Below are 24,171 nucleotides of genomic sequence, written 5' to 3'. Positions count from 1 at the left end.
TTCAGTTTTAGTTGGCTGATTATCGGGGGAACGACGCCGGCAGCTGATAGGTAGAGATCAAACGGGCCCGTTCGCTGTCGGTGATATATTCGCGCCAAGGCTTGTCAGCCGTCACGCGAAGCCGGGAGCCTTCGCGTTCCCAATTCATGTTCCGGATGTCGGCGGCTGCGGACCGCTGCTCGGAATCGTCCGCGCGAAACGCAGCGTGGTTCGCCCAAACACGGGCGGGCCAGGGAGTTAAAAAGATAGCGAGCAGCATACCGATTAGGGCGCCGGTGCCCGGCGGTAGCGCAATGATCGCAAGCAGCCAGATTGTCATGAAGCATATGGCAGCGCGCGCCAGCACCAGACGCGGTCGGCAATAACTCATGAAGGCAATCGCGAGCCAATGGAAAGGCGCACAAATTAGTACGGTTAGACCGAAGATCAGGGCAGCGAATGTGATCAGCGCCGCGAGGAAGGCGAGCAGTTTAATCATAGCTCGGCCACGGGCAGGGCAGCGGTGTCCTCGAACTCCGGCTCTGGGTCTGGGGTGTTTTTTGACTCGGTCTCGATGTCATCGAGCAGGGCCTTGTCGAGTGTCCGCACCAATAGATTTGCGACCGACTTCCCGTCAAGAGCAACGACGCCGCCTATCCGTTCACGGCCATAGCTGTCGAATTTCGGCTTCTCACCTGGCTCCTGCCATTTCTTCCCGGCGACGGCGGGCTTCAGTTGAAACAGGAACCGGTCGGGATTGAGCAGCGCCAGCGAGAGCAGCTCGCCCTTCTCGCTATGCCGAATGTCGGCAATCGCGCCGATATAGCCGATCCCCAGGTTGTTTTGCTGAAAGGTGGTGAGCACATGGCAGACGGGCCGATAGCCATGCTGGGTCGGCCTGAGGTAATGGTGATAGACCCACCCCTGGCCATTAAGGTCGGTGCCGTCGAACACGAGGTCGAATCCGTCATGTGAGACGAACTTGGCGACGAGAAACGATTCAAGAACAACCAGCCCGCTGAACATGGCAAGCTCGTGCATCTGGAGATGCCCGCCGTCGGCATATCGCACCATTGCTTCGATTGGGTTTGCGACGATCGGCTGATACGTCCCCGCGGGGCGAAGGAGCGTCTCGATCGGCGTCCACATCATCCCAGTCGCGGGCAAAATATCTGGAATTGCGATGAAGAGGTTCCGCGCTAACTCGACGCAAGCCCAGCCGAGAAAATGGGCCATGAGAGATATCCCCACGGCGAGCAGCAGTGTTGTTGCAGATCCGAGAGGCAATTCGGGCCGTGCAGCGCCGCTACGCGCACCTTTCAGATTCCAGAAGCCAAGAAAGGTCAGGCCGGGTAGCAGAATGAGCATGCTGGCGAGGACGGCCAGCGTGAGCGTCATGAATCAGCTCGCGGCGATATATTTGAAACGGCCAGTCTGGGGATTCTTGGTCAGCTTCGCGATCAGGCCGCGCCGGCGGATCGCGGTGCGTTCGTCCTGCAGGCGCAAGAGCTCGACATAGCCGCCGACCTTGCGGGCGGCTTCCGAGGTCTCTGCCTGTTCGCGAGGGGTTGTTACGCTTGCCATGGCTGCAATCTAATGCCTCCGGCAGCGAAGGTAAAGGGACCGGCCAGAGTCGTCGGGCGCCTCCCGTTGATACTGTGAGGGTGCCGTAACTTCTAAAGGCGCGAAGCCGTCATTTTGCCGCCTTTTGCTGACTTTCACGGCGTGCATCCCGCAAGATTTCTATGCCGCCCTTGATGGCGATGAGGGCGGTTGCGAACCCCACAAGCAAATCGGGCCAGTTCGTTCCCAGCCACCAGACAAGCACGCCGGCTATCAGGATGCCGCCGTTCGAGATGAAATCGTTGAAGCTGAATGTGGTGGCGGCCCGAAGATTTACGTCGGGTTTCTCGATGCGTTGCAATAGCCGAAGACACGTATAGTTCACTATAGCGGCAACCGCAGACATGATCATCATCGTCGTGCCGATCGGTTCGCTGCCTTGAAGATATCGGCGTCCGACATCGAGGAGCACACCGCCGGCGAAAATCAGAAGCATAACGCCCGAGGCCGTGGCCGCGCGGGTCTTCCACTTCATGCCCCGGGTGAGGGCATAGCGTGGAAGGTACGCTAAACAACGCTAAGGGAGAACAACCGAGGAACGCTTAGGCGGCGCGGCTGTCCGGCGGAAGATTGAGGGCCTTGCGGCCAGCGGAAGCGGCGGCTCGATCCCAGAGGAAATCGCCGGAAAAGGCAATATGCTCCCAGCCAACCGGCGACGTATGGACAAGCAGATCATCGGGGACCGGGGCCGCTGCCGATCGCAGATGCTGGGCGGCGTCGGCCATGTAGATCGTGTTCCAATAGACGATCGCCGCGATGACTAGGTTGAGGCCTGATGCCCGATATTGTTGAGCTTCATGGCTGCGGTCGATGATGCGGCCCTGGCGGAAGGTGTAGATCGCTTGCGTCAGGGCATGGCGCTGCTCGCTGTTGTTAAGGCCGGCATGGCATCGCCGGCGCAGATCGGGATTTTCAAGCCAGTCCAGCATGAACAGGGTCCGTTCGATCTTGCCGATCTCCTGTAGTGCGACGTCGAGCTGGTTCTGCCGTTCGTAGGCGGCGAGCTTTCGCAGCATGACCGACGGCGCGACGTGGCCAGCCTTGATCGACCCCACGAGGCGCAGCACGTCGTCCCATTGTTCATTGATGATGTCGGTGCGGATACGCTTGCCCAACAACGGGGCGATGGACGGATAGGCCGAAACCGGCGCGATCGGCGCAAGCCGCCTGTCCGGAAAGTCGCGCAGGCGCGGGCAGAAGCGAAATCCCAGCATCGCGCACAGGGCGAAGACATGATCGGTCGCTCCGCCGGTGTCGGTGTAATGCTCGACGATCCTGAGATCGGTGCCATGGCTGATGAGGCCGTCGAGGACATAGGGCGCTTCATGCGTGGCGGCCGAGATCACATTGACGTGGTAGGGCCCGCGCTGATCGGAAACATGGGTGTAGAAGCTGAAGCCATGATCGACGCCATAGCGGGCGTTGATGTCGCCGCCCGATGCGCCGCGCTTCGCGCCCCTGAAGAACTGACCATCGGAACTGGACGTTGTGCCGTCGCCCCATACCCGCGAGAATGGCAGGCGGTGGTGCGCGTTGATGAGGACGGCGAGCGCCGCGCGGTAGCTCTCGTCGCGGATATAGGCGTCATGGGTCCATAGGAGTTGATCGCGCGTGACGCCCTGGCTCGCGGCGGCCATGCGCGACAGGCCGAGATTGGTGGCGTCGGCGAGGATCGTGGCGAGCAGCGCATTTTCATTGGGACATAGCTCGCCGGTGCGCAGGTTGGTGAACGCCGAAAGAAAGCCAGTTTCCTGCGCCACCTCATGTAGCAGTTCGGTGATACGGATGCGTGGCATCATCGCATCGAGCCGGTCGGCCAGGGCTTCGGCGTCGGGCGTTGCGATCGTGCGAACGGGGGATATCTGGAGGCGGCCGTCGCGGTATCGCACACCCTCCAGAGCGTCGCGCTTCAGGCTCCGGGCGAATTTCTTCAGCCGCCAGTCCAGTTCGCGGCCCCGCTGTTCGAGCCATTCGCCGGCTGTGGGTGGCAGACCAAGAGCCGACACGATCGGCTTGGCCTTCGGTTCGCTTAGCAGGTAGCTGTCGAACTGGCGGTATCCCGTCGATCGTTCCACCCAGACATCACCGGAGCGCAGCTTGTTGCGCAGATGCGCGATAGTCGCGATTTCCCAGAGCCGCCGATTGATCTTGCCGTCATCGCCCATGACGATTTTCTGCCATTCCTTGCGGAAGGGCATCGGAGCGTCGGCAGGCAGATCGCGCTTGCCCGACCTATTGAGGTCGCGCAGCATCTCGATAGCGGCAATCGTTTTCGCGCTGCCCTTTCCGGCCCTGAACTGCAGCGCTTCAAGCAGATCAGGGGCGAACTTGCGCAACGTCGCATAGCGGTCGGCCGCGACCCTCAGCGGATCAAGATTGGCGGTTTCCGCGATCGTCGCCACTTCCGGTCTGGCCTTCAGGAGGGTGTGCCATCCTACTGAGGCATCCAGGACCTCCATAGGATCTTCGCCAGTATCGACTGCATCGGTGAGCGCGTCGATCGTCCTGCGGAAGATCAGCATCAGCCGGGCCACGTTCTTCGACGTGGCGGCATAGCTGCGCGCCTGGGCGTTCTTCGCGCGGGTGAAGATGCCGCCGATCAGCTTGTCCGCCATCTCCAGGGCGCTGTCCGTCAGCCGTTCTTCAAGATCGAGCAGGAAGGCAACGAGCGTGGCGCGTCGCCGGGAGGGAATATAGCGCTCGATCATATAGGCAGGCGACGCACGGCCTTCCCTGACATATTGCCGAAATCGGTCCGCGTGGATGCGGCCCGCGACGTCGGGGGAAATGCCGATCTTCCGCACCTGCCTCAGACGGTCGAGGATCTGGCGGACGTGATCGGGCTTGGCCGCGACGGGGATGGTCTTAAGCAAGGCGAGATGGCTCATGCCGCCGGCGGCGTCGAAGAGCTGATCGAGGGCCTGGACCTGTTCGGCGCTGAGATCGGCGATCAGGGCGTGGGCGGCCTGCTTGCGCGCGCGGGCACGTCCCGCGCTGCTGGCGCGTTCGATGGTGGAGATGGACGGCAGCAAAATCCGGGCCTCGCGCAGGGCGGTGACCACGCCCATCGCAATCGTCATCCCCTTGTCGGTCGCCCATGCCGTTCTCGCGGCCGCCTCGACCATGAAGGGAATATCGGCGCGGGTTGGCCCCCGAAGCCCCAAACGCGCCGCCAGCTCACGGGCATGATCCGTCATTGTCTGATCCCGCGCCGCATAGTTGGCCAGCTCGGTTACGTGCAGACCAAGTTGCTCCGCGACGAAAGCGGCGAGATCATGGGGTATTGCTCCCCTGTCCTGTATCAACTGCGCAAGCGTGATGCCCGGGTGCCGCAGGAGCGCGAGTTGCAGCGCCACGCCCAACTGGTTCCGTCGCTCCCGTCGCGCGCCGATGATCTCGATATCGGAAGGCTCGAAGGTATAGAGCCGGGCCAAATGGTCGCGATCGGTCGGGATGGCGAGTATCTGATCGCGTTCGCTCTCGGTCAGGAGTTGATGCTTGCGCTTCGTCATGCCGTTTCCTGTCCACAAAAGGTCATCTGGGCCTATGGACAGCGAGGAGTAAAGAGACATAGTATGTGGACGGATATGGGTGGGGCGCAGCGGCTGCCCTCCATAGCGTCCACAGAACGACCGTTTGGGAGACGTGCGGCATGGGTGATATTCTGGGCTATGCCCGCGTCAGCACCGGCGATCAGGACGTTGCGGGCCAGACCATGCGTCTGGAGAAGGCTGGCGCCATCAAAATCTTCACCGATGTCATTTCAGGTAAGAGCATGGAACGGCCCGGTCTGGCTGAGCTAATCGCCTATGCCCGCAAGGGTGACACGCTGGCGGTGGTCCGCCTCGATCGGCTTGGGCGCTCGCTTGCCGAACTTCTCACCACGGTTGAGACGCTACGCGGTCAGGGCATCGCGCTCCTGAGCCTTGAAGAAAAGATCGACACTTCGTCAGCTGCCGGCGAGCTCATCTTCCATGTGTTTGGGGCCATCGCCCATTTTGAGCGACGGCTGATTTCTGAGCGAACCAGAGATGGTATTGCCGCCGCCCGTGCTAAGGGCAAACAGCCTGGCCGTCAGCCGCTGGACATGTCCAAAGTGGATGCGGCCATCAAGCTGGTCGAAGCTCGTATCTCGCCTACCGAAGCAGCGCGGCAACTCGGCATCGGCCGATCGACCATTTATCGCGAAATGCGTAGGATGGGAATCGAACGGCCCGCCTGATTAAGCGCCCGTCCGTTCGCATCGAGCGTTCGCCATGCGTTCTCGCTTAGCGTTGTTTAGCGTACTTTCCACGCTATGCCCTCCGCTTCGATCACGGCCGCAATCATTCCAGCATCGGCGCCACTCGCGATCTTCACCGCAACGCCGTCGATCTCCAGTTCCATGGCCGTCGCCGCTTGCCGCGTCGCGCCGGAGTTGGAGAAGCGGCAGGTGCCGGTGGAACGGTCGGTTCGATCAGTGCTGGCACAAACGTTTCGGAGACCGGCTCTGCCGCTAACGGCGCCAATCTGTGGTCCACCAACTGCCGATGCAAGTTCTTGCGCCAGGCGCAAATCTGCGACGGATCCAACCCATGGCGACGCGCCACAGCACTCACCCCCACACGCACAAGGTGGGTGTGAGACACCGCTCTTACGATGCAAAAGCCGACGAACACGAGATCACCCGCATCAAATACCATGTAACATGCAGCCGCCAGAGAAGATGATATACAATCCGTTATCATCTCCCAGACTCGACGGTTATCAGTTCACCCCCATCGCCAACGCCTTTTGGAGCGCAACAAACTGCGTTGTCAGAGCCATGCGAGCCTGGACCAGGAGATCTTCTGCCGCCAATTGCTCATTTTCGGCGGCCAGAGCCACGAGCGCGGAAGATCGCCCCACGCGCCAGGATTGCTGGACAAGGTCATTGCTGTGAACGGCTGATAGGCCATTGCGCGCCTGCATCGCAAACATCTTGCGGGCTTCGCCGAACCGGTTGAGCGAGCCCTCCGCATCCTGGAGGGCGGCGAGCACCGTGGCGCGATACCCTGCTGCAGCCTCATCGCGACCGGCGACAGCCTGATCCACACCTGCCCGCCCGCGCCCGAAGTCGGCCAGATTCCACTGGATCGTCGGGCCCGCGACCGACCAGAGATTGTCCGCACTCGTGATATCGCCCTTCAGCGCGCCGCCAAGACCGACTACGCCGGCAAGGCTGACCCTGGGCATCCGGGCAGCTTCCGCCACGCCGATACCGGCGTTTGCGGCGTGAAGACGTTGCGCGGCTGCCCTGATGTCGGGACGCCGTGCAAGCATGGCCGCAGGATCGCCTACCTCCACCTCGACCGGAGGAAGCGGAACCGTGCCGGGCCCATCGAGCATGGTGTCGAGCGCACCCGGTGCCTCTCCCGCCAGCACGGCGATCGCGTCCTTGTGATCGTTCACTTCCGCTTCCAGGGCAGCAACCGTCTGTCGCCTGGCCTCCACGCCGCGGTCGGTCTGCTCGCGCTCGATACGCGACACCTTGCCCGCCCCTTCGAGCTGCGCGGTGAGATCGGCGATCTTCTGCTGGTTGGTGAGCAAATAGCGGGCAATCTCCAGACGCTGCCGGCTTGCGCGCAGCGCGATATATTGGCGCGCGATCTCTGCAGTCAGAGTGAGACGCGTATCGTCCGCATCGGCTTGCGCCGCGCCGAATTGCGCGCGCGTCGCCTCGATGTTCCGTCGCGCGCCGCCGAAGAGATCAATCTCCCACAGCGCGTCGAACCCCGCGAGGAACAGCGACGAGGATTTGGCCTCTCCGCCCGTCACCAACCCCGGTGCCTGGATATTCCCCGCACCGGCCCCGGCGCCGACAACCGGCGCCAGGGCCGCGCGCGCGCCGCGCATCTGGGATCGCGCCTGTCGGACGCGCGCTTCGGCCACCTCGATGGACGGGTTCGAAGACAGCGCGCGTGTGATCAGCTGATCGAGAAGCGGGTCGTTCAAGGTCCGCCACCATGGCGTCAATTGCGGCGGTACCGGCATCGCGGCCTGATCGGCGCGCACGAAGGTCTTGCTCATCGAAGCCGGCGGCGGCGGTGCCCCATGGAAATTCGGCCCCATCATGCATCCACCGAGCATCGGTATCAGCAGGAGCGGCGGGACAAGAGGAAGCACACGCATTGGCAGAATCTCCGGTTCGGATCGCCTCGGCACAAGCCCGCTGGACAGCCATCGGCGAATCGCTTACTAGCGCACTTAACGGTCGTTCAACAAGTGAGCTTTTCTGATGTCCGATATGCGATCCCAACTGCTCGACACAGCCGCCCGCCTGTTCGCGGAGCGCGGCTATAAGGCCGTGTCGATGCGGGACATCGCCAAGCTGGTCGGCGTGACGCAGGCCAACCTCTATTACCATTTCCGGGACAAGGCCGACCTGATCGAGGCCACGCTTGCCTCGGTGTTCGAGGCCCGCGCCCAGGAGCTGGATGCGTGGCTGGCCCGGCATCCCTCGAACCAGATCGAAGCCTTCGTTCGATGGTTCGTCCAGATGCTCATGACCGACCGGATCTTCGCCCGTCTGCTTTATCGGGAATTGCTGGACGGGGACGAAGCCCGCATCGCCGCCCTTTCGCGCACAGTGCTCCAAAAGCCGTTTCATTCCATCGTCGCGGCAGTGCGGAAAGGCAGGTTGGACGTGCCCGCCAGGGAAGTCGCGCTGTCGCTAGTCGGCTTCGCCCTGGGGCAAGTACTGGTTCTGCCTCTAGCGCCCGGGCTGACCGGAGAAAGCGAGACAGCCGACACAGTGGATCGGGTGGTGGCGCGGTTCCTAGCCCTGATCCAACCCGCGACGGTGGAGGCCTGACATGGGCCGCGATTTCCCGCCGATGAAGGCGCTTGCCCTGTCACTCCCATTGCTGCTCGCAGGTTGCGGCAGCGGACACGAAGCGTCGCAATCGGCGGAACCTCCGGCGGTCGATCTTCCGGTGACGACCGCTTCTCCGGCGGCATCGATGGACGGCGCCACGGCAAGCGGCACCGTCGAAGCCGATGACCGGGCACAACTCGTCGCTCGCGCTTCGGGTACGATCCGTGCGGCAGGTCTCTACGATGGCCAGCCTGTCAGGCGCGGACAGATCCTGGCGACCATAGACGCCCGGCAAGCCGAGGCCGCGGTTCGCCGCGCACGCGCCGGGCTGGATGCGGCTCTCGCCGAGCAGCATGACGCACGTGGCGACGTCGCGCGCGATGCACCACTCGCCCAGAGCGGGGCCCTCGCAACGGATGCCTATCGCAAGGAGCAGCTCCGCAACGACGCGGCGGTGGCCGGAGTCGCCCAAGCACAGGCGGCGCTCGCCACAGCGCAAGCGGATCGCAGCTATACCTCCATCGTCAGCCCGATCGACGGTGTCGTCGTCTCCCGGCAGATTCACGACGGCGACATGGTGATGCCCGGTTCGCCGCTGGTGACCGTGGAAAGCCGGGGTCGACTATTGTTCCGCTTTGCCGCTCCCCAGGCGAGCCTCGGGCTATTCGCGCCCGGCTCGACGGTTCCGGTGCTGCTCGACGGGCGAGAGGATCGCCCCGTGACCGGCCGGGTCCGGGGCGTCGTCCCCTCGGCCGATCCCGCGACGCGGCGCTATACAGTTGAGGTCGTCCTTCCCGCCGATAGCGGGATCATGCCAGGCATGTTCGGACGTGTCCGGCTTCCTTCGGTGGGCGACCAGGGCAATAGCGGAAGCGCTGTTTCCGTCCCTGCCGCCGCGGTCGCCGATCGCGGCGGGCTGACCGGCGTGTTCGTGGTCGGCAAGGACCAGCGCGTCACCTTCCGATGGGTGCGGCTGGGCGACCCTGTTGGTGATCGTGTCGTCGTGACCTCCGGCCTCTCGACAGGCGAGCGCATCCTGGCCCGCGTCGACCCGACTGTCCGAGACGGCGCGCGCCTTGCCGACGGAGCGGCGCGATGACAGAAGCCCCGCTCAATCTCGCGGGCCGCCTCGCAAAGACGTTCATCACTTCCAAGCTGACCATCGTCTTCCTGCTCGCCTCGCTGCTGCTGGGAACGCTGGCCGTAGCGCTGACCCCGCGCGAGGAAAATCCCCAAATCGTGGTACCGGGCGCGATGGTGACAGTGGCGCTGCCTGGCGCGACTGCCGAGGAGGTGGACCGGCTGGTGGTCGCTCCACTCGAAGGCGTGCTCAGCGAAATGACCGGCGTCGATCACAGCTATGGCGTGGCCCAGCCCGGCGTCGGCATGGTGCAGGTCCAGTTCAAGGTCGGCCAGCCGCCCGAAGATTCGCTGGTCAAGCTTTACAACCGGGTGATCGCCAACCGTGGCCGGCTTCCAGCGGACGCGGGTATCCCGTTGATCCAGGCCGTCGACGCCGACGACGTGCCCATCGTCACCGTGACGCTCGCTTCCCCCACCTATGACGATTACGGGCTCAAGCGACTGGCGGATTCGGTGGCCGAACGGCTTCGGAGCACGCCAGGCGTCTCGGTGGTGTCCGTCTATGGTGGCCGCAACCGCGAGATTGATGTCGCCTTCGATCCGGTCCGGCTCCAAGCCTTCTCGATATCGCTCGCCGAAGCGCGTGGAGCGTTGGCCGCCTCCGATGTAGGCCTTAACCTGTCGGGACCGGTGGAGGCGGGCAAACTCGAACGACTACGCTATGCCGGCGAACTGGGATCGGCGGCAGCGGTTCGTGACTTGGTGATCGGCGTGCGCAACGGCCGCACGATCAAGATCGGCGATGTCGCCACGGTGTCGGACGGCCCGCGCGACGAGATCATGCATCTCAGCCGCTTCGCCTTCGCGGCTGGCGACCCTCGCGCCAAGCTGGGCGAAGGCGAAATGCCCGCGGTCACCATCGCCGTGGCGAAGAAAAAGGGTGAGAATGCCGTCACCGTGTCCGAAGCCGTGGCCAACCGAGTCGAACGGATGCAGGCGAGCTTCATCCCCCGCGCGGTCCATGTCGTCACCACCCGGGACGACGGCCAGAAAGCCGACGAGGCCGTCGACGGGCTGATGGAGCATCTGGCGATCGCGCTCATCACCGTCAGCTTCATCATGCTGCTGTTCCTCGGCTGGCGCGAGGCGCTGATCGTTTCGGTGACGGTGCCCGTCATCTTCTCGATCACCCTTGGCGCCGATCTGCTTGGCGGGGTGACGATCAACCGCATCACTCTGTTCGCGCTGATCCTGGCGCTGGGCTTGCTGGTCGATGCGTCGATCGTCGTCATCGAGAACATCCACCGCCATTATCATGGCCACTCTACGGCCGCGAAGGAGGACGTGACCGTCCTCGCCACCAACGAAATCGGCGGCGCCACCAATCTCGCGACCTTTGCCGTGATGCTGGTGTTCGCGGCGCTGCTGCTCGTGACCGGCATGGCTGGCGATTATTTCTACCCCATCGCCTACAATGTCCCGATCGCGATGCTCGCCTCCATCGTCGTCGCCTATATCGTCACCCCATGGGCGGCGAACCGCTGGGTCAAGCGACCGGCTCCGACCGGCGGCATATTGGATGATGGAAGCGAGGCAGAATCAGAGGCAAACACCCATGAGGAGCGCAAGCCCGACAAGTTGCGGGACGTCTATCTCTGGCTGATCAAGCCGTTGCAGGAGCGTTCGAGCGCGCGCCGGGCCCTGATGATCGGTGCAATCCTCGCTCTGCTCCTATCGGCGGCGCAAGGCGGTTGGCAGTTCATCCGCCCATCCGGCGTGGGCGGGCCAGTGCCCCCGCTCGGCGTCGCCATGGGCTTTCTGCCCAAGGACAACAAGAACACCTTCAACATCGTCATCACCATGGTCGAAGCCAGCCCGGTCGAAAACACGGCCAGGATGGTCCATGAGATCGACGGACTTCTTGCCGCTGATCCGCTGGTGACGAACTATCAGAACTGGATCGGACAGGCCGGCGTCCCGGATTTCAATGGGCTGATGCAGGGCAGCTCGCTTCGAACGGGCGAGAATGTCGCCGAAATCCGCGTCAACCTTGTGGACAAGCAACATCGTTCGGAAAGTTCGATCATGCTTGTTCGCGAGTTGCGCACGAAGGTCGATGCCATCCGTGCCCGTTATCCGGGCGCCCAGGTGAGGCTGGTCGAAGATCCGCCGGGGCCGCCTGTGCGCGCCACGGTATTGGCGGAGTTACACGGCGAGGATCTGGTAGGCCTGCGTCGACTGGCTAAACAGGTCGAAGCCGAGTTTGCCAAGACCTACGACATGGTCGATATCTCAAACAGCGAGCCCACCGACGTGGCGCAATGGCGCTTCGTGCCAGACCGTGAAAAAGCGGCACTTTCCGGCGTATCGGCCGCGGATATCGCTAATGTCCTGGGCCTCGTCTACGATGGTCAGGTAGTCGGGCGCGCGCATATCGATCCTGAGCGCAATCCCGTTCCGATCCGGGCCTATGTGCCGCGAGCAGAGCAGCCTGCGCCGTCCCAACTCGAGGGTCTCTATGTGACCGGTCGGGAGGGACGTCAGATTCCGTTGGCCGAACTCGTCCGACGCACTCCGACCGAGGCCGACAAGCCGATCCAGCGTAAGGACAATGAGCGCGTGATCTTCATCGGGGGAGAACTCTCGCACAGCGTGCCGGTCTATGCCGTGCTCGATCTTAACCGCCGCTTGTCCAGGATGCACGCGCCCGACGGCCAGCCACTCGCCATCGGTAATCTCAGCCTCAGCGAGGCCGCGCCTGATATCATCAACGGCTACCAACTTCTTTGGAATGGTGAAATGCGCATGACGCTCGATATCTACCGCGACATGCTGATGGCGCTCGGCGCTGCGCTGACCGCAGTCTATTTCCTGCTCGTCGCCTATTACAAGTCGTTCCTCATTCCGCTGATCGCGATGTCCGCTGTGCCACTCGGGATCATTGGTATCTTTCCGGGGCACTGGCTGCTGGGTACCGACTTCTCCGCGACCTCGATCGTCGGCATCATCGCACTCTCCGGCGTGGTGATCCGTAACTCGCTGCTCATTATCGACTTCATTCAGGACAACCAGAAGCATGGCATGCCTCTCGCGGAGGCTGCCCGCATGGCCGGCGCCGTGCGCCTGCGCCCGATCCTGCTGACTACGCTTGCCATTGTGCTGGGCTCGGCCATCATGCTTCCCGACCCCGTGTTCGGCGGCCTCGCCATCTCGCTTATCTTCGGTACGCTTGCCTCGACCGCGCTCACCATCTTTGTCGTACCCCTTCTTTACGAGAGGTTCTTGCGGATATGAAGCGCCCCGGATCTTCGATGGCGCGTCGTCACCGGCAAATCCGGCAATTGATACGAACTGACCACCAAGCGCTCGGATTGAGGGAGACACTGACTGGCCTGCGGCCGGGTTGGTGGAAACCGGGATAGGATTTGCTAACGTTTGCTCATGGCTCAATGCTGTCGAACGCTTCTATGCCAAGCTCACCCGACGGCGGTTGAAAAACGGCATATTCCACTCCGTCGTCGATCTGCAGGACGCCATCAACTGTTTTATCTCGGAACAACACCTATGACCCGCACCCCTTCGTCTAGAAAGCCGATTCCGATCAAACATCGCCGCCGTCAGGCGCGGACACCAAACGTTGCAAGTAATCCGTTCTCATGTTCGCCACTCCGAGGAAAAGGTACGAGGGTCTTCCAATACAATTTGCCGGATGTCCTTTTTGGAGAGCTTGCCGGTGGCGGTGTGCGGCAGTTCGTCAACGATGATAAGATCATCCGGCACGCACCACTTGGAGGTCTTGCCCTTGTAATGGGCACGCATTTCGGCACGGCTAAATTCGGCACCGGGCTTCAGCACTGCCACCAGCACCGGGCGCTCTCCCCAACGGGTGTCCGGCCGGGCGACGATGGCCGCCTCCTTTATGGCTGGGTGAGCTTGGGCGATGTTTTCCAGATCGATTGAGGAGATCCACTCGCCACCGGATTTCACAACGTCCTTGGTGCGGTCGACAATCTGGATGAAACCGTCCTTGTCTATGGTCACCACGTCGCCGGTGTCGAACCAGCCTGGATACTGCTCGTGGGCGGAGCCAGCGGCGGCGTTGAAATAGGCCGCGGCCACCCACGGTCCACGCACCAGCATCGAGCCGAAGCTCCTGCCATCGTGCGTCACCTCGCGCCCTTCGCCGCCGACCACACGGAACTCCATGCCGAACACCGGCCGGCCCTGCTTGCATTCCAGCGCCAAACGATCCTCTGCGGGCAGGAGACGGTGCTTGGGCTTCAGCGCCGCGGAAAGGCCCAGAGGGCTGGTCTCCGTCATGCCCCAGGCCTGTCGCACCTCCACCCCCTTGTGGTGAAATCGACTGATCATGATGGCTGGTACCGCCGACCCGCCGATGATCACCCGCTTGAGAGAGGTAAACTCTTTGGCGTGGCCGTCCATCCAATCCAAGAGGCCGAGCCACACGGTGGGCACGCCGGCGGTGGACGAGACGCCCTCCGCCTCGAACAATGCGTACAGGCTCGCCCCGTCGAGCCGCGCGCCGGGCAGTACCAGCTTGGCGCCCACCATGGGCACTGCAAAGGGCAGGCCCCATGCATTTACATGGAACATGGGGACGATGGGGCACACCACGTCATTGGCAGAGAGCCCCAGCGCATCCGGCGCAGTGATGGCCATAGCGTGCAGCACGCTGGAGCGGTGGGAATAGAGCACGCCCTTGGGGTCACCCGTGGTGCCCGAGGTGTAGCACAGGCCGGAGGCAGTGTTCTCGTCGAAGCTTGGCCAGTCGAAGCTGTCCTGCTCGCCGTCGATGAGGGTCTCGTAGCACTTCAGGTCTGGCAGCTTCTGCGCGAGGATGTCGGATTCAGGCATGTGCGCTGTGTCTGTCATCGCCACCACCGCCTTCAGGCCATTCAACTGGTCCGCCAGTTCCTCGATGACGGGCAGGAAGGTGAGGTCGAAGAACAGCACGCTGTCACCAGCATGCTCGATGATGTAGGCTATCTGCTCGCGGAATAGCCGTGGGTTGATGGTGTGGCACACGAAGCCGGACCCGGACACGCTGTAATACAGTTCCATGTGCCGATAGTCGTTCCACGCCAGCGTGCCGACGCGGTCTCCGGTCTCCAGACCCATGCGCGCGAGCGCACTCGCGAGCTGTCGGCTGCGCCGGGCGAGGTCCGCGTAGGTGTAGCGGTGGAGGCCGCCTTCCATCGTGGCGGATACGACTTCGGCGTCACCGTGATACGCCTCAGCATGCCTCAGTATCCCTGACACCAGCAGCGGCACGTCCATCATGGTTCCGAGCATTGTTTCCCTCCGATTATTTGGTGCTTGTGCGTGGGTTCCGGGCGTCGGTCGTCTCGGCCAGATCTTCAAAAGGCGTCGGCGTCGAGCGCCATGAGCGAGGACGCGCCGCTGGCGAGTGCGGCTTCCAGGCCGAGCGTCTGCGGCAGCATGCGCTCTACGAAGAAGCGGGCAAGGGCGGTCTTGCGCACTTCCACAGCCGTCGCCTCGTCCAGGGCCGGCACGGCGGCGGCCATGCGCACCCACATCCAGCCGAAGGAGACGAGAGCGAACAGGCGCAGATAGTCAGTGGCCGCCGCACCCAGTTCCGCTCCACCGCCACTCCCGGCGAGGCGCTGCGTCACCCGCTCCAGCCGCGCCAGGGCTTGCGCCACGGGCGCCACCAGCCCTTCACCGGCGGTTGGCAGCGCGGCGTCGAGTTCTGCGCGGATCAGGGCGAAGAAGCGTTGGGTCAGCGTGCCGCCGTCGAGGGCGAGCTTGCGTCCCACGAGGTCCATGGCCTGAACGCCATTGGTGCCTTCGTAGATCTGGGCGATGCGGGCATCGCGCACATACTGCTCCATTCCCCATTCGCGGATGTAGCCGTGCCCCCCCAGCACCTGCTGGGAGGCCACCGCGGTCTCGAAGCCGAAATCGGTGAAGGCGGCCTTTACCACCGGCGTCATGAGCGCCACGAGGAGGTCAGCCTCCTTTCGCACTGCGGCATCCGTATGGCGGTCGGCGATATCCATCTGCAGCGCCGTCCATATCGCGAGGGCGCGCGCGCCTTCGGCGAAGGCGCGCCCCGACAGCAGCATCTTGCGCACGTCGGGATGGTCGATAATTGCCACTGGGCCTGGCGTGCCGTCGCTGCCGCCGCCCTGCAGGCGCTCCTTGGCATAGGCGACGGCCTTCTGATTGGCTGCTTCGGCGATGCCGAGGCCCTGGATGCCGACGAACAGCCGTTCCGCGTTCATCATAGTGAACATGGCATTCAGTCCGCGGCCCGGCTGTCCCACCAGCCAGCCGGTAGCGCCATCATAGTTCATCAAACAGGTGGGCTGCGCATGAATGCCCATCTTGCGCTCCAGTGCACCGACGCTCATGGAATTGCGTGCACCAAGGCTGCCGTCGGCATTCACCAGGAATTTCGGGGCGAGGAACAGGCTGATGCCTTTCACGCCCTTGGGCGCGTCCGGCAGGCGGGCAAGCACCAGATGGACGATGTTGCCGCCGAAATCCTGATCGCCGGAGGAAATGAAAATCTTCGTGCCGGTGATAGCGAAGGAGCCGTCAGCGTTCGGCACGGCCCGGGTCGAAAGCAAGCCAAGGTCGGTTCCGGCGGAGGACTCCGTCAGCGCCATGGCGCCAGTCCACTCGCCGGAGATCATCTTCGGCAGGAAGGCTGCCTTCAATTCCGCTGAAGCATGATGGCCGATGGCTTCTGCCGCCCCGCGGGTGAGGCCGGGAAACAGTCCGAAGGACAGGTTGGCCGAGGACAATATCTCGTCGAGCAGAATCTGTAGCACCCGCGGCAGACCCTGGCCACCATAGGCAGGGTCGCCCGAGAGCGAGCACCAGCCAGCCTCCGCGAAAGCGAGGTAAGCGGCAGCAACGCCGCTGGGGGTGGTGACGACACCGTTTTCGAGCGTGCAGCCCTCCTCGTCACCTGGGCGGTTCAGCGGCTCCAGTACACTGGTTGCGAACTTGCCAGCCTCCTCCATAATAGTGACGGCGAGCTCTGTATTCACCTCCTCATAGCCAGGTAGGCTGGCCATGATCGCGTCGAAGCCGAACACCCGCCGCAGCAGGAAGGAGATATCCGCGACGGGAGCGGTATAAATAGTCATAGTATCATTCTCGGAAGATCAGTTTCGCAGGGGCTTGCCGGGGCGAGCACAAATCAAATCTTAAAGGTGACGGCCTGTGCCTCCTCACCCAGACCATTGACAACCCCCTTAGATCGACTAGGCAACAATTCCACCATCGTCATTTTACTCCGTCATATGTTGAATGACCTGCGGGATACGCAATGGGCGGTGCATCATTAGGGTCAACATATAGTTTTCCATGCGATGTATTCGAATATATATTCAAAAACGAAGGGTAACCCCAACGCTCGTCAGAATGGGGTCGATGTCGAGCCGGGTCAGCGCGGGCGCTCCACCTAGCGAACCTGACGCGTGCGTGGAGAATGGAACATACCGAACGTCAGCGTTCAGCATCCATGATTTATTGAGTTCGTACCGAACGCCCAATTGCCCAGTCGGCGCCCAACTGTCGCGGATGTTGAAATCGCTCAATGCTCCGTCGTGCTTGTTGAAGAACAGGACACGGCCGACGCCTACTCCCACATAGGGATGAAGCTTGCCCTGGCTATTGAAATGATACTGAGCCGAAAGGATTACTGGTCCATAATGGACCTTGGCCAGTGTCCCGAGCGGTCCGATGCTGCCGGTGCCGTCGATTTCGGCAGGTGCGGGCACCCCCAAAAACACATTGGCGGCGATGTTCGGCGTAAAAAAATACCCGACGTCCAGAGTCGGCGTAGTCGCGTTTCCAATTCGCACGTTAGAGCCGGGTAGAGGTGCGCCCGCCAGAGTGATGTTCGGGGCGTTCTCATCCACAAAAACCTCGGTCGCATTCACAGTGACAGCCCATCGCTTCAGTTTCGGCGAGTCCTGCGCGGAAGCGGGCGTGGCAAGAACGGCACTCAGTAGGAACAATGCTCCGGCAAGCGGCAAAGCCGTTGGATCCGCAGGCTTACGAATGAAGGTCATGTTATTCTCCTCTCCTTGTGATGCGCCGCCACTGCAGGACGTCGTCTGTAATTTGTCGGCCAGATCAGCCGTCGGAATGCCCGTTCATCCGACCTGACTTCGCTGCCTGGCACCTAGCGATACGGTGGAGGATGATCCCTCCTCCGTGCCCGCCATGAGCCTTGTTTTCCCGAGAATGAGTTCGGCGGCCCGTTCCGCGATCATCATCGTTGGCGCGTTGGTGTTCCCGGCGACGAGGGTGGGCATGATGGAGGCATCGACGACACGAAGGCCCTCCACCCCGCGGACGCGCAACGCCGGATCGACGACGGAATGCGGATCTCTTCCCATCCGGCATGTCCCAACCGGGTGGTAGATCGTTTCGGCCCGATGGCGGATGTCCGCTATGACGTCAGCTTCGCTCTCGATTGACGATCCGGGAACCAGCTCGCGTTTCGAAAAGGTCGCTATCGACGGCGCCGACAGGATCTGACGCCCGATCCTTACCGCCCAGACCATCGTCTCGATGTCTTCGGGAGCCGAGAGATAGGCGGGATCGATCAAGGGATCGTCGAGCGGATTCCGGCTCTTTAGCCCGATCCGTCCCCGGCTCTTCGGCAACAGATCGCAGACATGCAACGTGTAGCCATAGCCGAAGGCGATCTGGCGGCCGTGGTCCTTCAGCAGAGTAGGAAGGAAGTGAAACTGCAGGTTCGGGCGACTTTGTGAGGGTGAGCTTTTGACGAATCCGCCGGATTCGGCAACGTTGCTCGTCAGAAACCCCCGCCTCTGGAACACATAGGATAATGCGCCAGCCAGCGCTCGCGGGATGAATGATGGGGCAACCCCGATCGGCGTGCGATCGCTCGCCTCGTGCATGATCGTGATGTCGAGATGATCTTGCAGGTTTTTTCCAACCGCCGGCAGATCGACGACGACCGGAATGCCGAACACCCCTAATTCTGCCGCGTCGCCGATGCCGGAAAGCATCAGCAACTGTGGTGAATTGATCGCACCGCCCGACAGAATGACCTCGCCCCTGGTGCGCAGGTCGGTGAGCTTGTCACCCGACGCATAGGTCACCCCGACAGCTTTGCGCCCTTCCAGAATGATCCGCGTTGCCCGCGCTCCGGTTACTATTCGGAGATTAGGCCGCCCTTTTGCGCCTGACAGAAAGGCTCGGGCGGAACTCCAACGCCGCCCTTTGCGTTGCGTAACCTGGTAGAAGCCGATCCCATCCTGCGTGTCGCCATTGAAATCGGCGTTGTGCGAATACTGCGCTTCTTGCCCAGCCTCCACGAATGCTTCGCTCAGCCGGTTGACGGTCCGAAGATCGCTGACATGAAGCTCGCCATAACCGCCGTGGTGCGCGTCGGATCCGAATCGCTCGTTCGCCTCCATCGCCTTGAACAACGGAAGGACATTATCGAAGGACCAGATTGGGTCGGCCGCCTCTCCCCAGGCGTCATAGTCCTCGCGATGACCACGGATATAGACCATTGCATTGATCGAGCTTGAGCCGCCGAGTGTCTTTCCACGCGGCCAGAACAGTCTCCGGTTGCCGAGGTTGGGCTGCGGCTCAGTCTCGTAGGCCCAGTTGAGCGTCTTGCTCTTGGAAAGAAGCGCGATCCCGATGGGCATGTGGATCAGCGGGCTGCGGTCCGGCGGCCCCGCTTCGAGCAGACAGACCTTTATGTCAGGGTTTGCCGACAAGCGCTCTGCTAGCAAACAACCAGCGGATCCCCCACCCACTATGATATAATCAAACATCCATGTCTCCGATCTGTAGTGCCAAGACCACTCTCTGTCTGGGCGCTCAGCCTAGAATGCGAACCGTAATATCGATCAATCGCTTCACGGCGGGCGTGTAGGGCGGAAACAGAAGCCGCAAAACAGAGAACCTGTCCCTCAACACTGCGCGTTCGTGCGAGAATGCCTTGAAGCCGTGGAAGCCATGCGCGCTTCCGATACCGCTGTTGTTGACCCCTCCGAACGGCAGATTGGGGTGCAGGTACTGGACGACGTTCTGGTTGATACAAACACCGCCGGAACTGGTCCTTTCGATGATTGATTCCCAAGCTGGGGCATGCTTGCTGAAGATATAAAGAGCGAGCGGCTTGGGGCCGGTGTTGATTGTATCGATAACGCGGCTGATATCGTCATATTCGATCACTGGCAGAATCGGCCCGAAAATTTCTTCCCGCGAAATTGCCATTTCGGGGTCGGTCCCCCCGATCAGCGTTGGCGAGAGATATTTCTGATCCGGATCGCGGACCCCGCCTTCGAGGACCAGCGCGCCACGCGAGGTTGCATCGTCTAGCAGCGCGCTGAGGCGATCGAAATGCCGAGAATTTACGATCCGCCCGTAATCCGCACCGCATTTCTGATCGCGCTCCGTCTCCCCGTATACGCCCCGGATTTCGCGGCGGAGGGCATCGACCAGGGGCTTCGCCTGATCGCGTGCGACATAGATGTGGTCGGGTGCGATGCAGGTTTGGCCATTGTTGGAGAACTTCCCCCAGACAATCTTGCGCGCTGCATCGTCGATATCGGCTGTCGAATCGACGATCGTTGGGGATTTGCCGCCGAGTTCGAGTGTCACCGAGGTCAGGTGCTTTGCGGCTGCCGCCATCACGATCTTGCCGACCTGTGGGCTACCGGTGAAGAAAATGTGGTCGAAAGGCAGGTCGAGCAGTGCCTGCGAGACCGAGGCGTCGCCCTCGCAGACGGCAACCCGATTCGCCGGGAAGGTTTCCTCCACGATCTGCCGGATGACGGCTGATGTCGCCGGCGTCAGCTCGGACGGCTTGAGCATGACCGTATTACCGGCGGCCAAGGCGGATACCAACGGTCCAAAGGTCAGATTGACCGGATAGTTCCAGGGCGCGATGATCAGACACACGCCTCTGGGTTGGTAGCGAACCTGCGCGGTCGTGCCGAACATGCCGAGCGAGCCTCGAACGCTGTGCGGCTTCGACCAGGACTTCAGGTTCCGCCGGGCGTGGGATATCTCCTGATAGACCGGGAAGAGTTCGGTCAGCCGCACCTCAGGTTCCGGCTTCCTGAAATCAGCATCTAGCGCCCTGATGATGTCGCCTTCGCGCCGCTTGATCGCATTCTTCAGCCGCGTCAGGCTATCCAGGCGTTCCTGCAGGCCGAACCGCGCTCTGTCCCGTTCGGCTGCCTCGCGTTGACAGGCAAAAAGGGACTGAACCTCCTTCATGCCGCCGCCCGAGTCGGAAATGGCGCGCGTGAATGCTTGGATATTCATGGAGTTCCCCTCAAGCTGACGCAGCGACCAGAGCCACAGCGCGGCACCCGGCGCCCATCAGAAGTCGAGACGCTCATAATCTTCTTTCGTCGCGCCGCAGTCAGGGCAGTACCAATCCGCAGGTACATCGGACCATCGGGTTCCAGGCGGCAGACCTGTCGCCGGGTCGCCGACCGCCTCGTCATAGATGTGACCGCAGGTCACGCAGTGCCATTTCGCGAACGGTTCGGCGTCTGTTGAAGCCTCGATCGCCGTCGCACTCGCGCCCTGCGCCAGCAGAGGGATGAAGTCCGCCTTGTCGCGAACGGCGCAGTCAGGGCATGCCCAATCGTCGGGAATTTGCGCCCATGTCGTGTTGGGTGCAAAGCCCTCATGTGGGTTGCCCTTGGCTTCGTCGTAGATGTAGCCGCAGTCTGGGCATTTATATTCGGTCATCGCGCTGCTTTCTTCCTGCGTTAAGCGGTGGACGAATTCCGGAGAAAAGGCGACGCCGCCTGGGGCGCCGTCGCCAGGTCTTGCATCCAGCATCGCTACTGGGAGGAACGTCCGACCTTCTGAAGGGCGATCGAGTCGAGTCAGATCGCCTGCGGTATGAACTTATGTTACGGGAAGCCGGCTACCCTGCGATGCACCGTATTTGCGGGCGATTCGCTTTCTGCGCGCCGGATCAATCTGGATCTTGTCGATATCGCCATTGGCCCATTTGACAACGCGAGGATCCATTACTGACCGGAATATCGGCGGGATCATCGCCATGAAGAACATGCCCGGATATCCCGTGGGCAGTTCCGGCAGGCCCTTGAAGTCGCGCAGCGACTGATAGCTGCGCGTCGGATGAGCATGGTGATCGGAGTGCCGCTGAAGGTGGAAGAGGATGAGATTCGACGCGATGTGATTGCTGTTCCACGAGTGACGCGGCTGAGCGCGCTCGTACCGTCCGTCCGCCATCTTCTGGCGCAGCAGTCCGTAATGCTCGATATAGTTCGCGCTGGTGAGCTGCCACCAGCCGAAGGCGACCTGAATGGGCAGGAACACCAGCAACTTCGGATTGGGACCGAGAGCCAGAACAAGCGCGGTGTAGACTGCCAAGGTAATCATTAGCGGGGGGATGATCTCATTGTCGAGGCTCCAGACACCCTTTCCGACACGTTCCAGCCGCACTTTTTCAAGATTCCACGCGCGCAGGAACGCGCCCGGAATTTCGCGGAGCGAAAATTTGTAAATGCTCTCGCCCATGCGAGAAGTGGCGGGGTCTTCGGGAGTCGCTACGTCGCGATGATGGCCCTTGTTGTGCTCGATGAAGAAGTGCCCATAGCCAACCACGGCGAGAACGATCTTGGCCATCCAGCGGTCGAAGGGTTCCTTCTTGTGCCCGAGTTCGTGGCCAGTATTCAGCGCCAGCCCGTTGACGATCCCCAGGGAGAAAGCGAGAGCCACTACCTCCCACCACGCGATCGGCTGCGTCGTGATCCACCATGCACAGCCGATCAGCGAAGCATAGTGCACCGGAACGGTAAGCCAAGTGAGAACTCGATAATAGCGGTCTGCCTCGAGGCGGGCAACTGCCGCTTCGGGAGGATTGTTCGGATCCTTGCCGAAGAGGACGTCGAAGACCGGGATTGCGCCGTACCAGACGAACAGAGTGAATGCGTAGAAGATGCTCCATCCCGTCAGGTGGACGAGATAAAGCCCGATTAGCGGTGCTGCCGGCCAAACGACCGACAATACCCAAAGATAACGCTTCCTGTCGACATAGCGATCAGGCGCGCCGTCACTCAAAATGGTTGTGCTCATGGACATTTCCTCTCGATGCGCACGCACTTCCTGCGTCTCTAACTTTGGGCAAGTCGTGCCGCTTTGTATTCTTGGCTACTTCATCTCGTGGAACAACCCAACTAAAGTGGGGTTTTATCCCTATCCGAATTTTCTATCGAATGAGCCTGAAGATCAGAATGATCGCCCTGCCGGTCAAACCACAGCGTTTCAGGAGAGAGCATCTATGGGCCGAGCGGATGAACATGTCGTGATTCTGGGGGCGGGCCACGCGGGCGGAACGGCGGCAGCCATCCTTCGCCAGCTTGGATTCGAGGGGCTGATAACGCTCGTTGGTGAAGAATCCCTCCTTCCCTACCATCGTCCGCCGCTTTCCAAGGCTTCGCTCCGGGCCGAACCGGGTAAAGCTCCGACACTCCTGAAACCGGCCGGGTTCTACGAAGCATCCCAGATCGGCCTGCGCCTGGGTATTCGGGCGGACAAGCTGGAACGCCAATCCAGGACGGTGACACTCTCGACCGGCGAGGTTCTGCAATATGACTATCTCATCATCGCGACGGGCGCTCGCCCGATCAAGCTGCAGGTAGAGGGGTCGGACCTAGACGGGGTTATGGAATTGAGAACGGCGGGCGACGCGGAACGACTCAAAAACGCCCTGCGAGCCGGCCGGCGCCTTGCCATAGTCGGCGGCGGCTACATCGGCCTGGAGGTGGCCGCGTCCGCACGAGCGCTTGAAGCGGAAGTAACGGTGATTGAGCGCGACCTGCGGCTGCTCGCCCGCGTAGCCTGCCCAGAACTTTCCACCTTCTTTCACGAATACCATGCGAAACAGGGCGTCCACTTCGAACTGGGTGTCACCGTGTCGGGGTTCGAAGGTCATGATGGGCGTGTAAGCGGTGTGCGTCTCGACGATGGTCGAACGATCGCGTGCGATGCCGTCCTCGTCGGCGTCGGCGCCGTTCCCAATGATGAAATCGCGCGGGATGCCGGGCTGAATACAGGCGCCGGCATTTTCGTCGATCTTGAAGCGCGCACATCCGATCCCGCCATCTTCGCCATCGGCGACGTCGCCCGTCGCCCCATCCCCCACTACGCCCACGTCGCTCGTCTCGAGAGCGTGCCCAATGCACTCGAACAAGCCAGACAGGCCGCCAACGCCATTGTCGGCGGCCCCTCGTCGACCCACGAAGTCCCCTGGCAGTGGTCCGACCAATATGACATGAAACTGCAGATCGCCGGCCAGGCGACCGATGTCGACAATGTCCTTCTGCGAGGCACCCCGTGTGCCGCAGGCTTTGCGATTTTCCATTTGAAGGGCGATCGGATCCAGTGCGTCGAAGCGATCAATTCGCCACAGGATTTCCTGGTTGGTAAGCAATTCATCAGCGCGCGCACGAATATCGACCCTAGCAAGCTGAGCAATCCCGCCATCCCTTTGAAGGAGGCCGTCATCTGACCCGCCTTGCACATCGCCGGCGGAGGCGTTGCGGGGGAATGGTCACCAGCGTTCCGGCTGGGTTTGGCAGGAATGACAATCTCTGTAATATAGGAGTTCGGTT

The 24,171-nt window shown here is 61.9% G+C and carries 17 protein-coding genes and 3 pseudogenes; 6 read left to right on the top strand and 14 right to left on the bottom strand.

From position 1 onward, the window contains the following. Window positions 1-19: 19 nt before the first annotated feature. The 5 genes and pseudogenes from CD928_RS22415 to CD928_RS22395 form a co-directional block, all read right to left on the bottom strand. Entirely contained in the window at window positions 20-478 is a 459-nt protein-coding gene (locus tag CD928_RS22415) for a hypothetical protein (protein WP_095389302.1), read from the bottom strand. Next, complete coding sequence (locus CD928_RS22410) at window positions 475-1,377, bottom strand: hypothetical protein (protein WP_095389299.1); 903 nt, start codon at window positions 1,375-1,377, stop codon at window positions 475-477. Before CD928_RS22410 ends, CD928_RS22415 begins: the two co-directional genes overlap by 4 nt. Before the next feature lie 3 nt (window positions 1,378-1,380). Further along, window positions 1,381-1,563 (bottom strand): hypothetical protein, encoded by a 183-nt coding sequence (locus tag CD928_RS22405; protein ID WP_058801116.1) that lies wholly within the window; start codon window positions 1,561-1,563, stop codon window positions 1,381-1,383. Window positions 1,564-1,672: 109 nt separating this feature from the next. Then, window positions 1,673-2,092 (bottom strand): annotated as a pseudogene (locus CD928_RS22400) (cation transporter); the annotation flags it as partial. Window positions 2,093-2,144: 52 nt separating this feature from the next. After that, entirely contained in the window at window positions 2,145-5,114 is a 2,970-nt protein-coding gene (locus CD928_RS22395; RefSeq protein ID WP_053556553.1) for a Tn3 family transposase, read from the bottom strand. Window positions 5,115-5,254: 140 nt separating this feature from the next. On the opposite strand from CD928_RS22395, the gene CD928_RS22390 reads away from it, so the two are divergent. Beyond that, window positions 5,255-5,824: a recombinase family protein gene (locus CD928_RS22390; protein WP_011607925.1), complete on the top strand. Its 570-nt coding sequence runs from the start codon at window positions 5,255-5,257 to the stop codon at window positions 5,822-5,824. Window positions 5,825-6,348: 524 nt separating this feature from the next. Here CD928_RS22390 and CD928_RS22385 read toward each other — a convergent pair. Beyond that, the gene (locus CD928_RS22385; RefSeq protein ID WP_255247307.1) at window positions 6,349-7,710 is read right to left on the bottom strand and encodes an efflux transporter outer membrane subunit; all 1,362 of its coding nucleotides are present in this window, start codon (window positions 7,708-7,710) and stop codon (window positions 6,349-6,351) included. 148 nt (window positions 7,711-7,858) lie between these two features. Between CD928_RS22385 and CD928_RS22380 the strand changes: the two genes are divergently transcribed. The 4 genes and pseudogenes from CD928_RS22380 to CD928_RS23970 form a co-directional block, all read left to right on the top strand. Further along, window positions 7,859-8,434: a TetR/AcrR family transcriptional regulator gene (locus tag CD928_RS22380; protein ID WP_052209045.1), complete on the top strand. Its 576-nt coding sequence runs from the start codon at window positions 7,859-7,861 to the stop codon at window positions 8,432-8,434. A 1-nt stretch (window position 8,435) separates the two neighbouring features. Beyond that, complete coding sequence (locus CD928_RS22375) at window positions 8,436-9,536, top strand: efflux RND transporter periplasmic adaptor subunit (RefSeq protein WP_052209044.1); 1,101 nt, start codon at window positions 8,436-8,438, stop codon at window positions 9,534-9,536. Then, on the top strand, window positions 9,533-12,814 hold the full coding sequence (locus tag CD928_RS22370) for an efflux RND transporter permease subunit (RefSeq protein ID WP_040110218.1): 3,282 nt from the start codon (window positions 9,533-9,535) through the stop codon (window positions 12,812-12,814). Before CD928_RS22375 ends, CD928_RS22370 begins: the two co-directional genes overlap by 4 nt. 142 nt (window positions 12,815-12,956) lie before the next feature. After that, a pseudogene (locus tag CD928_RS23970) lies at window positions 12,957-13,169 on the top strand (IS630 family transposase); the annotation flags it as partial. Between the two features lie 5 nt (window positions 13,170-13,174). Here CD928_RS23970 and CD928_RS22360 read toward each other — a convergent pair. The 8 genes and pseudogenes from CD928_RS22360 to CD928_RS22330 all read right to left on the bottom strand — a co-directional run bounded on the left by CD928_RS22360 (window position 13,175) and on the right by CD928_RS22330 (window position 22,633). Continuing rightward, window positions 13,175-14,833 carry a long-chain-fatty-acid--CoA ligase gene (locus CD928_RS22360; RefSeq protein ID WP_040110217.1) on the bottom strand — a complete coding sequence of 553 codons (1,659 nt, stop codon included), beginning with the start codon at window positions 14,831-14,833 and terminating at the stop codon, window positions 13,175-13,177. 65 nt (window positions 14,834-14,898) lie between these two features. Beyond that, the gene (locus tag CD928_RS22355; RefSeq protein WP_040110216.1) at window positions 14,899-16,659 is read right to left on the bottom strand and encodes an acyl-CoA dehydrogenase C-terminal domain-containing protein; all 1,761 of its coding nucleotides are present in this window, start codon (window positions 16,657-16,659) and stop codon (window positions 14,899-14,901) included. Window positions 16,660-16,902: 243 nt separating this feature from the next. Then, window positions 16,903-17,589: an OmpW family protein gene (locus CD928_RS22350; protein ID WP_052209043.1), complete on the bottom strand. Its 687-nt coding sequence runs from the start codon at window positions 17,587-17,589 to the stop codon at window positions 16,903-16,905. 84 nt (window positions 17,590-17,673) lie between these two features. Further along, window positions 17,674-19,338, bottom strand: a complete 1,665-nt coding sequence (locus tag CD928_RS22345) for a GMC family oxidoreductase (protein WP_052209042.1) — start codon at window positions 19,336-19,338, stop codon at window positions 17,674-17,676. 46 nt (window positions 19,339-19,384) lie between these two features. After that, the gene (locus CD928_RS22340) at window positions 19,385-20,839 is read right to left on the bottom strand and encodes an aldehyde dehydrogenase family protein (protein WP_040110215.1); all 1,455 of its coding nucleotides are present in this window, start codon (window positions 20,837-20,839) and stop codon (window positions 19,385-19,387) included. A gap of 57 nt (window positions 20,840-20,896) precedes the next feature. Then, window positions 20,897-21,088: a rubredoxin gene (locus CD928_RS23655; protein WP_202189424.1), complete on the bottom strand. Its 192-nt coding sequence runs from the start codon at window positions 21,086-21,088 to the stop codon at window positions 20,897-20,899. Window positions 21,089-21,124: 36 nt separating this feature from the next. Then, a pseudogene (locus CD928_RS23650) lies at window positions 21,125-21,274 on the bottom strand (rubredoxin); the annotation flags it as partial. Between the two features lie 162 nt (window positions 21,275-21,436). Continuing rightward, on the bottom strand, window positions 21,437-22,633 hold the full coding sequence (locus CD928_RS22330; protein WP_202189423.1) for an alkane 1-monooxygenase: 1,197 nt from the start codon (window positions 22,631-22,633) through the stop codon (window positions 21,437-21,439). Between CD928_RS22330 and CD928_RS22325 the strand changes: the two genes are divergently transcribed. Then, complete coding sequence (locus CD928_RS22325) at window positions 22,632-24,068, top strand: NAD(P)/FAD-dependent oxidoreductase (protein ID WP_202189422.1); 1,437 nt, start codon at window positions 22,632-22,634, stop codon at window positions 24,066-24,068. The two genes, CD928_RS22330 and CD928_RS22325, sit on opposite strands and share 2 nt — an antisense overlap. Window positions 24,069-24,171: the final 103 nt, after the last annotated feature.

This window comes from Sphingopyxis sp. GW247-27LB (assembly GCF_002277025.1).
GTDB lineage: Bacteria > Pseudomonadota > Alphaproteobacteria > Sphingomonadales > Sphingomonadaceae > Sphingopyxis.
The sequence above is the reverse complement of the archived record's forward strand: the minus strand, read 5'-3'. Positions and strand labels throughout refer to the sequence as shown.